Here is a 12,803-nt window from a genome sequence, read left to right as displayed (position 1 = left end):
AATATCATTCCTCTCCAGCCAGATTTAAGAAGAAATACTCTGCTGTCCTGTACTTAAAACATTAGAAATTTTATCTAGTTCACTAAGTGCCTGTCCTGTTCCTTCTGCAACACAAACAAGAGGATCATCAGCCACAAAAGCTCCTACTTCTGTCTTTTGACTAATAAATTTATCAATTCCATTTAGAAGTGAGCCTCCTCCTGTTAAAATAATCCCTTTTTCTACTATATCAGCCGAAAGTTCAGGTGGGGTTTTTTCTAAAACACGCCTTGCTCCTTGACCAATACTTTCTAAAAGTTCTTTAAAGGCTTTGTTACTTTCTGCTGCTGAAAGCTCTATGTGACGGGGTAAACCAGTCATTAAATCTCTACCTTTAACTTCAAATTTAGCTGTAAATTCAGGATCAGCACTCCCAATATTTATCTTTATTTCTTCAGCTGTTGCTTCTCCAATAACAAGATTATAGTTTTCTCTCACATAGCGAACTAAAGCCTCATCAAACTTGTCACCACCGACTCTAATTGACTCGCCAACAACTATACCACCAAGAGATAAAACTGCAATTTCTGTAGTACCTCCACCGATATCAATTACCATACTTCCTTCAGCTTTTTCGATTTGCAACCCAGCTCCAATAGCAGCTGCAACTGGTTCCTCAATCAAAAATGCTTTGCGGGCACCAACTTGAATAGCAGCATCCAGTACAGCTCTGCTTTCCACCCCAGTAACTCCAACCGGAATGCAGACCATAATTAAAGGCTTAATAAACTTATTTTTAACTCCAACTCGCTGTAAGAAACTTTTTAGCATTAATTCGGCTACTTCAAAATCAGCAATCACTCCATCCTTTAGCGGTCTAACTACTTTTATGCTAGCAGGTGTTCTGCCCAGCATTCTCCTCGCTTCTTCCCCAACAGCTAAAACTTTATTTGTTTTAACATCTAAAGCCACAAAAGAAGGCTCTTGAAGTATTATCCCTTTATTATTTTCATAAATTATTACTGTTGCAGTACCTAAATCAATAGCAATCTTTTTACCTAGTTTATTTAAAAAACTCAATAATCTACTCCCTCCCACTTTACCTTGCTCAAGTAATAGATACAAATTCAAACTATATTAATCTAAATTTCTATTTAAAAGGCTTAAATCCTGCTCTAACTGGCAAAAGAATTCTAAAATAATTATACATGATCAATCTTAAAATATAATTAGAATCAACAAAGTAATTTTAACTGTCCAGCCCATTTTTATTAGTTTTCTGCTTCCCCAGAATTAATAACTGCATATTTTGTTAAAAGCGGACCAATTATTTCAGTCAAAGCAGCCGTTAAAAGTAAAGTATTAAAAATTAGAAGGCCAATTTCTGGTGCTGCTACATACTGCTTTTCCACAGAATAAGCTAAAGCAATTGCTACTCCACTCTGTGGAAGCAAACCAAAGCCAATATATTTTTGTACATTCCGGGGAGCTGCCGATAAATGAGCTGCCAGAGTTGAACCGCCAACTTTACCAATTATTCTCGCTAATAAATAAATGAGGGCAATTAATAAAAAAGCAGCTGAAAACATTTCTGAAAATCTAATCTCAGTTCCAGCAATTATAAAGAATAAAGCATAAAGTGGAATTGTCAAAGTATCAAGATATTCTGAAATTTGCAAGTTTTTGTGGGCAAAGTTTCTAACTGCAAATCCCACTGTCATATTAGCTATTAGAGCAGATACACCCATAAAAATAGAAATAGCTGAACTTAGTACAATTCCGGTTACAAGAGCTAATATTTTTTTAGTCTTTTCATTAAGATTACCCAATAAATATTGTAATAAATAGCCAATTAATAAACCAATGATAATTGCTCCACCAATTTCTAAGAGAGGATCGATAATTATCTCTTTTAATAAGAGCTCTCCTCCGCCCTGGAAACGCAGATAAGCAATTGGACTAACTAGCGAAAAAATAATCAAAGCGAAGGCATCATCTAGACCAACTACTGCCATAATTGTTGAACTGAGCGGTCCTTCAGCATTATATTCTCTTAATACCATTACTGTAGCAGCTGGTGCAGTTGCAGAAGCTATTGCTCCCAATAACAAAGCCATAAAAATAGGATAACCAAATGCTAAAATAGCAAGAGTAACTACTATAAATGCTGAAACTGATTCGAAAATAGCAATAGCAATAATACTTTTACCTAATCTTCGAATAGTTCTTAAAGAAAGCTCACTCCCAATCGTAAAAGCGATAAAGCCAAGTGCTATTTGAGTTATATAGCCAAGATTAGAAATTATAAAAACATAAAAATCATAAAATTCACGATCAATCCCGGGCAAAAGAGCAACAATATCAGGACTTAATACAATTCCTAAAAAAACATAGCCAACCACAATTGGAATTTTATATTTTTTAGCTAAAATTACTGTTAAAAAAGCAAGCAGTAAAAAGACTGCCAGTAAATATATTTGCTTATTTATGATATTATTTAAAGTTAACCATCTTTCAAAATCACCAATTGAAATTGATAGTAATTCTTCCATAATCAGCACCCCGTTTTGCTAGTTTCTTTAATTAATAAACTGATTCTAAATCTAGAAGCTAAATTATTTACTTACTATCAGCTGTAAGATCAGAATTATCTGCTTCGTCAAGTAAGAAGTGTAATAAATTAGATCGCTCAATAAATCCTCTTAAATAACCAGCTTCATTGATAACAAATAAAAGTGATTCCTTATTATTCAACATTATATCTGCTACCTTTTTCATATCACTATCTTCTTCAACAGCATCTCTGTTCTCTGACATATAAATTTCTATTGGCTCTGCTTTAACTTCTTTTAAATTTTCTACTGCCTCATTAACTTCATAAAAAAGACGGCTGCTGTCAAGAAACCCAAAACTCTCGGGGATAATATTTTTTAAAATATTGTTGCTATAAATTGTTCCAATAAAACGATTATGTTCATCAACTACTGGAAGCACTGATTGTTCAGAACGATACATAATTTCAATAGCTTTCTTAATACTATCTTTAGGGGTGATAGAATTCATTGTTCGAATCATATAGTCTTTAACTTTACTCAACCTATCACACCTCCAATTTCTTTATTTTAAGCCGGTCAAGACAGCAGTTAAAATTTTCTCGGGCAGAAAGATAAATCTTTTTATTTTCAGCTACCCAGAGAGCTGCTGCTGCCCCCCGCAAATTAGCTTCAAAAAAATCAAAATCATGCTGGAATATATAATCCAGAAAAGCTGTGTTATAAGCATCACTTGCCCCTAACCAATTAATAATACAATATTCCTGAGGGGAAAGTTGATAAACATCACCATTTTTATCAAACAACAAACGATCACAGTGAAAAGGAATCATAACATATTTAGCACCAAGCTCCTGCATTTTATGGCCAGCCTTAATATAATCCTTTTTAGTATCCATTTCGAGATCAAGGATAGTTTGGTGGTGTTTAAAATAAGGAGTTACTATATCGGGTTTAGCTGCTAGAGCTAACTTAAGTGCTTCTCCACTCCCCTGCAAAAAAACTCCTTTATCTTTTGTTTTGGCAATTCTAATTAGTCTTTGATAAATGTCGAAATGAACACCTTCTGGAATTGAACCCGAAATTAAAATACAGTCACTTTCGGAAATAGAGCGCTGAAAACGATTAACAAGTTCCTGAACTTCTTCTGTACTAACCTGATAAGTATAATCGTTATATTGGGTATAAGTAGCTGGGTTACGGCCAATAATTTTAACATTATTTCTAATTTCTTTTTCGGTATGAATATAATTGCTTATTATATCGTATTTTTGTACCATTTTTTCGAAAAAAAGCCCCTGCTTTCCTCCTACAAAACCAATGTTTTGTACATCATGGTAGCCAAGCGCTTTAAAATTAACAGCACTAATTAAACCTTTCCCACCTGGATAAACTTTCAAATCTTTTTCATTGTAAATAAACTGGTTTTTCATTACTTCATTGTTGTCAACAAAATACTCACGGTCAATTGCAGGATTGAGTGTTACTGTCGTAATCATTTTCGCACCACCTTAACTATTTTTTGCCGTAAAATTTTAATGTTCATTGTAAAAATAAAAGTTATATTTTAGCAAAATTAAACAAAAAACCGCTGAAAATATCAGCGGCAGGTTATAATTCCTTTTTTAAGATATTTTATTTATTTTTGCTCCCACAAGTTGAAGCTTTTTTTCAATGTCTTCATAACCACGCTCTACATGATAAATATCACGAACTTCTGTTTTGCCTTCAGCAGCCAGACCAGCCAGAATAAGCGCAGCCCCTGCCCTGAGATCTGTTGCTCTTACTTCTGCTCCGGTTAGATGGCCCGGTTTAATTAGCGCACTATGACCATCAATCTTTATATCTGCTCCCATGCGTTTTAATTCATCAACATGCATAAAGCGATTTTCCCAGACTGTTTCAATAATTAAACTAGTTTCATCTGTCTGAGTTAAAAGAGCCATCATTTGCGACTGCATATCAGTTGGAAAGCCAGGATAAGGTAAAGTTTTAACATCAACTGCTTTAAAATCATTCTGACCAGTTACCCTAACACCTTCAATATTTTCTTCTACCACAATTCCCATCTCATGCATTTTAGCAATCAGAGGTTTTACATGCTCAGTTAAAACATTCCGAATAAAAACATCACCTTTACTGATTGCTGCTGCAATCATATATGTTCCTGCTTCAATCCGATCAGGGATTATGCGATGCTCAACTCCATGCATCTCAGAAACACCTTCAATTTTTATTACATCTGTTCCAACACCTTTTATCTTTGCTCCCATTACTGTTAAAAAATTAGCCAGATCAACTATTTCAGGTTCACGAGCTGCATTTTCTATTACAGTTTTACCTTCTGCCCGACTGGCAGCTATCATAATATTAATAGTTGCTCCAACACTGGGATAATCAAGATAAATTTCTGCTCCTTTAAGTCGGTCTGCTTTAACTTCTACTACACCATGATCAAGGTTAACTTCCGCTCCTAAAGCTCTAAAGCCTTTCAAATGAAGATCTATCGGTCGATTACCAATATTACATCCTCCCGGCAAAGTGGTTCTTGCATGACCTTCTTTTGCTAACATAACCCCCAGTATATAATAAGAAGCTCTTAATTTTCTAGCCAGTTCATGGTCTGCTTCACTCTTAAAAACAGTTCTGGGATCAATTTCAATCCGATGATTAGAAATTTTAACTTTAGCTCCCATTTCTTCAATTATTTTACATAAATTATTAACATCTCTTAATTGTGGTATATCTTCTAAAACTCCTGGTGAATCTGCCAGCAGAGCGGCAGCTATAATTGGCAGTGCTGCATTTTTTGCTCCACCGACTTTAATCTCTCCTTTAAGTGGTCTAAGTCCCTCAATAATATATTTTCCCACCTCTAAAAGCTCCTTTCCAAATTTTGCCTTTAAAGGCCGCATAAAAGCATTAATTAAAATTAGAGTATCACTACTTTTCCTGGCAGCCCACACAATCGTTACCTGTTAGTTTATCAAATATCCCGGCTTTTTGGTAATTAATTTTTTCTTCCGGGGCTTTTTCAATTAATTCTTGCCAACATTCCTTACATAACAAAGAACCTGCATTCCTTATAATATTATCAGATAAGCCCTTTTTTTGCAACTTTTCTTCTCTATTGGGAACTTTACCAATTTGTTTTGTAACCGCATCACTACCGGCAATAGCTAAGGCCACTTTCCCTTTAAATTCTGGTGAGTTTTTACGATTGAATTTGACTCCCATTTCTCGAGCCCAGTCAAGATATTGTTCTATTTTATCTCTAGCTATATCTCCTCTAATGATCAACTTTTCTGCTTCATTCTCTTTTAATAACTCTTTAATTTCAGGGTAAATAGCAGTTTCATTTACCTGCTTTTCCTCTAAATAACCAATAATTCTTTCTTTAAATTCTCCTAAAAAGCGATTTTTTTCTCCTTTATTTATTTCAACTGGACCAAAAGCACCCGCCCGGGCTGTCTTTTCCAATTTGCTCTCCTGTTTATTTTGATTATACATTTCTTTAGTACCTCCTTGTTCTATTTTATCATTTTTAATTTTTTATTCAACAAAACAGCAAATTTTGTAATTAAATTAAGAACTATTAATAAATATTAAAATAAAAGACCATTCCAATTAAAATTGGAATGGTCTTAAAAGTATACACATATAAAGCAATATATTTTAAAATAATTTTAATACTCTTTTTAAGTTTTGATAATTAAATTTGTCAATTATTAAGTCAGCCTGACTAAAGTCCTGCTTTTTTTGTCCGGACTGTTTATAAGCAACAGATTTAATATCTGCTCGATGAGCTGCTGTAATACCATGAGTTGAGTCTTCGATTACCAGACATTCCTCAGGAGAAACATTGAGTGTTTTGGCAGCTGTTAAAAAAATATCTGGGTCTGGTTTCCCATTTTCTATTTTATTAATGTCAACATACTGCTCAATATAATAATATAACTTTAACTTATGGTAAATATAATCAATAATTTCAGGATATGAAGAGGAAGCAATAATCATTTTTATTTTTTTATCTTTAAAAAATTGAAACCATTCTTCTATTCCATTCATTAATTTAAGGTTCTTTTTATTTTTCAAAGCTAATAAAAAATGATTAAGATTGTCTTGAGCAATTTCATCAGGTTCAATAGGTTTATTTAGCTTATAATTATTGGTTATATCTCTCCACATATCAAGTAAATTAACTCCTTGATATTGAACTGGTTTAACTTCTTCTACATCAAGGCCATAGTCTTTAAACATTTTTAAATTGACTTCATGATAAATTGGCTCAGAATTCAATATTACTCCATCCATATCAAAAATTACAGCTTTTAACATAAATCTCATCCATCCTAATTAAATAAAGATTTTTTATCATTACTACCACATAACATTATTTTATGCCTAACTACTTCTTTCATTTTATCTTTACCAGGAGTTAAATATTTGCGCGGATCATTTGCCTCTGGATTATTTTGAAAATATTCTTTTACACCATCTGAGAATGCAATTTTTAATTCTGTGGCAATATTAACTTTTGTAATTCCTAATTTGATACTTTTTTGGACAGACTCATCTGGCAATCCAGAAGCACCATGCAGAACAAGTGGTACCTTAATTAGTTTATTTATATTTTTTAAACGATTATAATCAAGTTTAGGTTCTTTTTTGTAAAGTCCATGAGCAGTTCCAATTGCAATTGCTAAAGAATCAATATTTGTTCTTTTAACAAAATCTACTGCTAAATCAGGATTAGTTAACTGAGAATCTCTTTCCGAAACTGTAATATCGTCTTCTTGCCCTACCAATTTACCTAATTCAGCTTCTACACTTACATCATATCGATTCGCAAAATTAACCACCTCTTTTACTTTAGCTATATTTTCTTCATAGGATAAAGCTGAGGCATCAATCATTACTGACTTACATCCTAACTTAATTGCTTTCTTTATATCATTTATATCCTCATGGTGATCAAGATGGAAAGCAATTGGAATATCAGTTGATGCAGCTGCTGTATTCATAATATTTATCAAATATTCAATTCCCGAAAATCTAATTGTACCGGGAGTCGCAGCTAAAATAACTGGTGAGTTTAATTCTGAAGCTGCTTCAATCACAACTTTAGTAGTTTCTAGATTATGAATATTAAATGCTGGAACTGCATAATTATTTCTTTGTGCATTTAAAAGAAGATTTTTATCTGATATTATAAACATTTAAATTCTCCTCATTAAGAATAATTTTTTAACACAAGTCAGTTTATAAATTATTATAAATTATTTTCCCATTTATAATAGTTAAATAAACATTCATTTTTTTATCTATTGCAATTAAATCAGCTTTTTTACCTATCTCTATACTGCCTATTTCTTCAGCTAATCCAATTGCTGCTGCAGGAGTCAAAGTAGCCAGTTTAAGACTATCGAATAAAGATAGTTCAGCTGAATCTTTAATATTTAAGATTGCTTCTCTAATCTTTAGAGTGCTCCCAGCAAGAGAACCAGTTTCAGTCCTTGCTATAGAATCATGTACTTTTATGTCAAGTTCTCCTAATTTATAGTTTCCATCAGCCAGACCGCCAGCTCTAATACAATCACTTATCAGCATCAATTTATTATTTTTTACTTTATATAATATCTTAATTACAGCTGGATGCACATGAATCTTATCAGCAATTAGTTCTGAATAAACTTCTGCTGAAGATAAAATAGCGCCTACTGCTCCTGGAGCCCTATGATGTAAACCAGTCATACCATTAAAGGTATGAGTAGCAATATTTGCTCCACAATTAATTGTTTTTTTAGTTTCTTCATAAGAAGCATTAGTATGTGCAATAGTAACCTTTATTCCTTTTTCAGTAAGATATTCAGTTATTTGAGAAGCAAGATCTTTTTCTGGCGCTAATGCAACTACCATAATGTTATTACCTGATAAATCAATTAGTTCATCAATCTCTTGCAAATTTATTTCTCGCATAAATTCAACCGGGTGAGCACCATTATGTTCAGGCGTCAAATATGGCCCCTCTAAATAAATACCAAGAATTTTTGCTCCATCAACTCCTTTTTCAATTCCCAATTTGACATTCTGTAAAGCTGATTTTATTTTAGAAAGTGGAGAAGTTAAAGTAGTTGCTAAAAATGAAGTAACTCCATTTTTAGCAAGGAATTGGGAAATAGAGTTAAGAGATTCATAATCAGCATCCATGACGTCCTTGCCAACTGCACCATGGATATGAAGATCAATCAAGCCTGGAGCAATTATTTTACTCCCTAGATCAATTATCTTTAAATTTTTATTTAGAGATTTATTTTCAGAACAACTAAAAATATCTTTTATAATTTCATCTTCTATTAATAAATATGCATTTTTTAAAATTCTATTTTCTAAAAATATCTGTTCACTCTTTAGATAATATTTCACATTTTCACCTTATTTCTGAGTCTAATTTAAATACCATCTTTAATTTTATTTTCAGCTTTATTGGTGTTTTCTTTAACTTCAAAAGCAAGTATTTGTTTTTTGCCAATTTTTAGGGCCTGATTTTTTAAATCAGTTAAGGAAAGATCTTCTAATTTAAATATAATCTCAAGAATCATAGGTACATTTGTACCTGTAATAACTTCACAGTTTTCTATTTCAAGTGATAATTTTACTGATTCTTTAAATGGAGATCCGCCTGGTAAATCAGTAAAAATCAAATAGCTATCACAATCTAATTCTTTAACTTGGCTGGTTAATTTTTTATAAAGCAAGTCAGTAGAATCACTTTCTAAAAAGTTTACAACACCAATTTTATCTTGTTTGCCAACAACTAATTCTATTACAGAATTAATTCCAGCAGCAAAATGCCCATGTCCGGAAATAATTATACCAGTCATTTTAATCACTCTCCTGAGTTAATAGAAGGGGATATCCCCTTCTATTAAAAAATTAATTATAGTATTGTTAAATATTTTCCTACAACTCCAAAAACTACTGTCAAAGCAATTAATTTTATTGGAGACCAACCTCTTTTTAACAACCAGTACATTAATAAAGCATAAAGTGCAGGCAGTAATTTAGGCATAATTTTATCTAAAACATCTCCCTGTAAAGCTACACTTGCTTTACCAGCATTGATAACTAGAGTAGTTTTTAAGCTAATATAGGAAGCAACTAATCCTCCAATAACAGAAAGTCCAACTATATTTGCAGCTCTTGATACTTTTTTAGTATTCTCTTTTAATTTAGAAATAGATCTAACTCCTGTTTGATAACCATAATGCATTAAGCCAAACCTTAAAGAAAAATGAACAATGTTAAATAGAAGAAGAAAAATTATCGGACCTGCAATGCTGCCCTCAACTGCTAAAGAAGCTCCTATTCCTGCACTAATCGGAAGTAAAGTGAGCCAAAATAAAGCATCACCAATTCCACCCAATGGACCCATTGTGGCAACTTTAATTCCCCTAATAGTTTGAAGATCATTTTTATTTTCTTCCATAGCAGAAATGATTCCCATAACAAAAGTAACTAAAAAAGGATGAGTATTAAAAAATTCAAGATGCATTTTCATTGATTTACTAAGATCTTCTTTTTTCTTATGTATCTTTTTTAAAGCGGGAGCCATACTATAAAGCCAACCAGCTGCCTGCATTCTTTCATAATTAAAAGATGCTTGTAAAAGCAAAGAGCGCCATGCCATTTTATTGAGATCTTTCTTAGTCAAACTCACATCTGTACTTTGATCAGTGTACACATTTTCGTTTTTAGATTCCATCGGCTACTACCTCCTCATTATTATTATCTGGAGTTGAATCATTAGACTGATTTTTAAAGAAATCATATAAAGCTATCGATGTACCAATTAAAGCCACTGCTAAAATTGGTAATTCTAAATAAGCTACTAAAACAAATCCAATTATTAAAAATCCTATATATTCTTTCTTAAACATTATTTTTAATAGTAAAGCAAAACCAACGGCTGGCATCATTCCTCCAGCAACAGAAAGACCTGCAATAAACTTTTGAGGTAACATTTCAACAGCAGCCCGGGCTGCGTCTGCTCCAAAATAGATTGGTAAAAATGCTACAATAAAATAAGATACAAATAAAATTGTTATACCTAAATAATTAATCATATCAATACCTTTTAGGTTTGCTTCTTCAGCATATTTATCTGCTTTGTGCATAACTGGAGAAAAAACTGTAAAAAGCAATGTGATACCTGCCTGAGCAGCTACAGCAAAAGGAACTGCAATTCCAATTGCTACTTTGGGATCTTGACCAGTTAGGATAGCAAAAGAGACTCCAATAATACCCCCAATCACTACATTAGGTGGTTGTGCCCCAGCTAACGGAACCATTCCCATCCAGACTAATTCCAACATACCTCCAGTTATTAAGCCAGTTCTAAGATCTCCCAAAATAAGTCCTACAATAACTCCTGTAACGATAGGCCGATGGATATGAGTTAAACCATTATACATATCAATTCCTGCGATACCAGCAAGTAAAGCAATTAATAGTGCTTCTGTTAACATTAATATTCCCCCTCATTTTAAGATTATACTAATTACCTTTAAAGCAAGTCGATTATATTTTCCCCCTTTTCATCTGGAACTCTTCGTAAATCAAGCTCAACTCCTAAATTATCAAGCTCTTTAAAAGTTTCGATATCTTCTTTAGAAACAGAAACTGTCGAAGATATTTGTTTTTTACCTTCAGCATAATGCATATTTCCAATATTTACTTTTTTTATTGGAACACCACCTTTAATTAATACTAATAAATCTTGTGGTGTTTCAACTACTATAAAAATCTTTTGTCTGGCAGATGCTTTATCAATAATATTAATAGTTTTTTCTAAAGTAAAGTATCTTGTTTCTACTGTTTCTGGCATAACCATATCCATTAAATTTTGTCTAATACTATCCTCCGCTACTTTATCATTAGCTACTAAAACTAAATTTGCACCTAAATGACTAGACCAGGTAACTCCAACCTGACCATGAATAAGACGATTATCAATTCTTGTCAATAAAATATTGGGCATTTTTAAGCCTCCTAAATTTTAATTGTGATAGGGATAAATTTTTACTCCTTTAACTACTCGATTAACACTTCCATCCGGACTAGGATTATCTGGGTTTATCTTGTTATTAATTGAATTATACAAAGAAATTATTTGAGCAAAAATAATATAAATCAATGAGTTAAATACTTCATCTAATTTTTGATTACTTTCAATTTTATAATTATAATCACTAAGTTCTATAATTTGGTCATCTATTAAATCTGAGATAACAAAAGTTTTCACCTGATCTTCTTTTAATTCTCTTAAAAGATCATATTCATAAAGCCTTGCATATTCTGAACGTGATAAGAAAAATACAACCAATGTCTCTGAATCAATTATGGACTTAGGACCATGCCGAAATCCCAGAGGAGTATCATACTTAGTAACAGTCTTACCTGCACTTAATTCTAGCAATTTTAAGCTAGCTTCTTTGCTTAGACCATAAAAATAAGAAGATCCAAGATAAATTATTTTTTTATATTTCTTAATTAATAGCTCATCAAATTGTGGAAAATCATTTATAACTTTTTTAGCAGCAGCTACTTCGGATTTAATTAAAGGTTCAAGCTCAGCTAATTTGTTTAAGTTAAAAAATAATAAGGCTGCTAATAACATTGAAGTAAAACTACTAGTCATTGCAAACCCCTTATCATTAGTAGCTTCAGGCAATAAAATTACTTTGTTTTTCCTCCCTTCTATAGACTTTGCAAGTTTACCAGCTTGATTACAAGTTATAACTAACTGATAAAGATTATTAACAATTTGTTTTGCTAAATTTACAGTAGCTACACTTTCAGGACTATTGCCAGATCTGGCAAAGGAAACTAATAAAGTAGGAATATCTTTATCTAAATATGTAGCCGGATGACTAACAATATTTGTTGTATGAACAGAAACTACATCTAAATCACTATATTTTTCTTTAATATAATTAATAAGTGTATCACCAATAAACCCAGATGTCCCGGCTCCAGTTAAAATAATACGAATATTTTTATTTGCTAGAACTTCTTCTAAAAAGCTCTTTAATTCCTGTTGTGCATTTAAAATTTTTTGTAAAGTTAAATTCCACATTTCAGGCTGTTGGTATATTTCTTTCGCTGTATATAGGCCCTGTTTTTCTTTCCATTTTTCTTCATTTAAATTTAGTAATTTTGTCAATTATAACACCTCATTATTATATTATGTTGTCATTACAAGTTGTTTAA

14 protein-coding genes are annotated in these 12,803 nt (G+C 32.2%); all 14 read right to left on the bottom strand.

Annotated elements, in window-relative coordinates:
* Positions 1-24: 24 nt before the first annotated feature.
* Positions 25-1,059, bottom strand: a complete 1,035-nt coding sequence (mreB, locus tag BMZ74_RS01960) for a rod shape-determining protein (protein WP_089858828.1) — start codon at positions 1,057-1,059, stop codon at positions 25-27.
* Positions 1,060-1,250: 191 nt separating this feature from the next.
* Positions 1,251-2,531, bottom strand: coding sequence for a cation:proton antiporter (locus BMZ74_RS01955; protein WP_089858825.1), 1,281 nt, complete (start codon positions 2,529-2,531; stop codon positions 1,251-1,253).
* 67 nt (positions 2,532-2,598) lie between these two features.
* Entirely contained in the window at positions 2,599-3,075 is a 477-nt protein-coding gene (locus BMZ74_RS01950) for a CBS domain-containing protein (protein ID WP_089858822.1), read from the bottom strand.
* 4 nt (positions 3,076-3,079) lie between these two features.
* The gene (locus BMZ74_RS01945) at positions 3,080-4,030 is read right to left on the bottom strand and encodes a 1-phosphofructokinase family hexose kinase (protein WP_089858819.1); all 951 of its coding nucleotides are present in this window, start codon (positions 4,028-4,030) and stop codon (positions 3,080-3,082) included.
* A gap of 126 nt (positions 4,031-4,156) precedes the next feature.
* Positions 4,157-5,404: a UDP-N-acetylglucosamine 1-carboxyvinyltransferase gene (locus BMZ74_RS01940; protein WP_177181335.1), complete on the bottom strand. Its 1,248-nt coding sequence runs from the start codon at positions 5,402-5,404 to the stop codon at positions 4,157-4,159.
* 70 nt (positions 5,405-5,474) lie between these two features.
* Complete coding sequence (locus tag BMZ74_RS01935; protein ID WP_089858816.1) at positions 5,475-6,041, bottom strand: YueI family protein; 567 nt, start codon at positions 6,039-6,041, stop codon at positions 5,475-5,477.
* A 165-nt stretch (positions 6,042-6,206) separates the two neighbouring features.
* Complete coding sequence (locus BMZ74_RS01930) at positions 6,207-6,869, bottom strand: HAD family hydrolase (RefSeq protein ID WP_177181334.1); 663 nt, start codon at positions 6,867-6,869, stop codon at positions 6,207-6,209.
* A gap of 14 nt (positions 6,870-6,883) precedes the next feature.
* On the bottom strand, positions 6,884-7,750 hold the full coding sequence (locus tag BMZ74_RS01925; protein ID WP_089858810.1) for a tagatose-bisphosphate aldolase subunit GatY: 867 nt from the start codon (positions 7,748-7,750) through the stop codon (positions 6,884-6,886).
* Positions 7,751-7,793: 43 nt separating this feature from the next.
* Positions 7,794-8,957, bottom strand: a complete 1,164-nt coding sequence (nagA, locus tag BMZ74_RS01920; protein WP_089858807.1) for an N-acetylglucosamine-6-phosphate deacetylase — start codon at positions 8,955-8,957, stop codon at positions 7,794-7,796.
* A gap of 26 nt (positions 8,958-8,983) precedes the next feature.
* A complete protein-coding gene (gene agaF, locus BMZ74_RS01915) occupies positions 8,984-9,415 on the bottom strand; it encodes a PTS galactosamine/N-acetylgalactosamine transporter subunit IIA (protein ID WP_089858805.1) in 432 nt (143 codons plus the stop codon).
* Between the two features lie 56 nt (positions 9,416-9,471).
* Entirely contained in the window at positions 9,472-10,296 is an 825-nt protein-coding gene (locus BMZ74_RS01910; RefSeq protein WP_089858802.1) for a PTS system mannose/fructose/sorbose family transporter subunit IID, read from the bottom strand.
* Positions 10,286-11,059 (bottom strand): PTS N-acetylgalactosamine transporter subunit IIC, encoded by a 774-nt coding sequence (gene agaW / locus BMZ74_RS01905; RefSeq protein ID WP_089858799.1) that lies wholly within the window; start codon positions 11,057-11,059, stop codon positions 10,286-10,288. Before agaW ends, BMZ74_RS01910 begins: the two co-directional genes overlap by 11 nt.
* Positions 11,060-11,097: 38 nt before the next feature.
* Entirely contained in the window at positions 11,098-11,571 is a 474-nt protein-coding gene (agaV, locus tag BMZ74_RS01900) for a PTS N-acetylgalactosamine transporter subunit IIB (protein WP_089858796.1), read from the bottom strand.
* An 18-nt stretch (positions 11,572-11,589) separates the two neighbouring features.
* Positions 11,590-12,756: an SIS domain-containing protein gene (locus BMZ74_RS01895; protein ID WP_089858793.1), complete on the bottom strand. Its 1,167-nt coding sequence runs from the start codon at positions 12,754-12,756 to the stop codon at positions 11,590-11,592.
* Between the last annotated feature and the right edge of the window lie 47 nt (positions 12,757-12,803).

This window comes from Halanaerobium salsuginis (assembly GCF_900114545.1).
In the GTDB taxonomy this organism is placed as follows: Bacteria; Bacillota; Halanaerobiia; order Halanaerobiales; family Halanaerobiaceae; genus Halanaerobium; species Halanaerobium salsuginis.
The sequence above is the reverse complement of the archived record's forward strand: the minus strand, read 5'-3'. Positions and strand labels throughout refer to the sequence as shown.

Coding starts and splice junctions, on each gene's coding strand:
- BMZ74_RS01955 (WP_089858825.1), bottom strand. CDS start 2,531: ATGGAAGAATTACTATCAATTTCAATTGGTGATTTTGAAAGATGGTTA.
- BMZ74_RS01945 (WP_089858819.1), bottom strand. CDS start 4,030: ATGATTACGACAGTAACACTCAATCCTGCAATTGACCGTGAGTATTTT.
- BMZ74_RS01935 (WP_089858816.1), bottom strand. CDS start 6,041: ATGTATAATCAAAATAAACAGGAGAGCAAATTGGAAAAGACAGCCCGG.
- BMZ74_RS01930 (WP_177181334.1), bottom strand. CDS start 6,869: ATGTTAAAAGCTGTAATTTTTGATATGGATGGAGTAATATTGAATTCT.
- BMZ74_RS01925 (WP_089858810.1), bottom strand. CDS start 7,750: ATGTTTATAATATCAGATAAAAATCTTCTTTTAAATGCACAAAGAAAT.
- agaF (WP_089858805.1), bottom strand. CDS start 9,415: ATGACTGGTATAATTATTTCCGGACATGGGCATTTTGCTGCTGGAATT.
- BMZ74_RS01910 (WP_089858802.1), bottom strand. CDS start 10,296: ATGGAATCTAAAAACGAAAATGTGTACACTGATCAAAGTACAGATGTG.
- agaW (WP_089858799.1), bottom strand. CDS start 11,059: ATGTTAACAGAAGCACTATTAATTGCTTTACTTGCTGGTATCGCAGGA.
- agaV (WP_089858796.1), bottom strand. CDS start 11,571: ATGCCCAATATTTTATTGACAAGAATTGATAATCGTCTTATTCATGGT.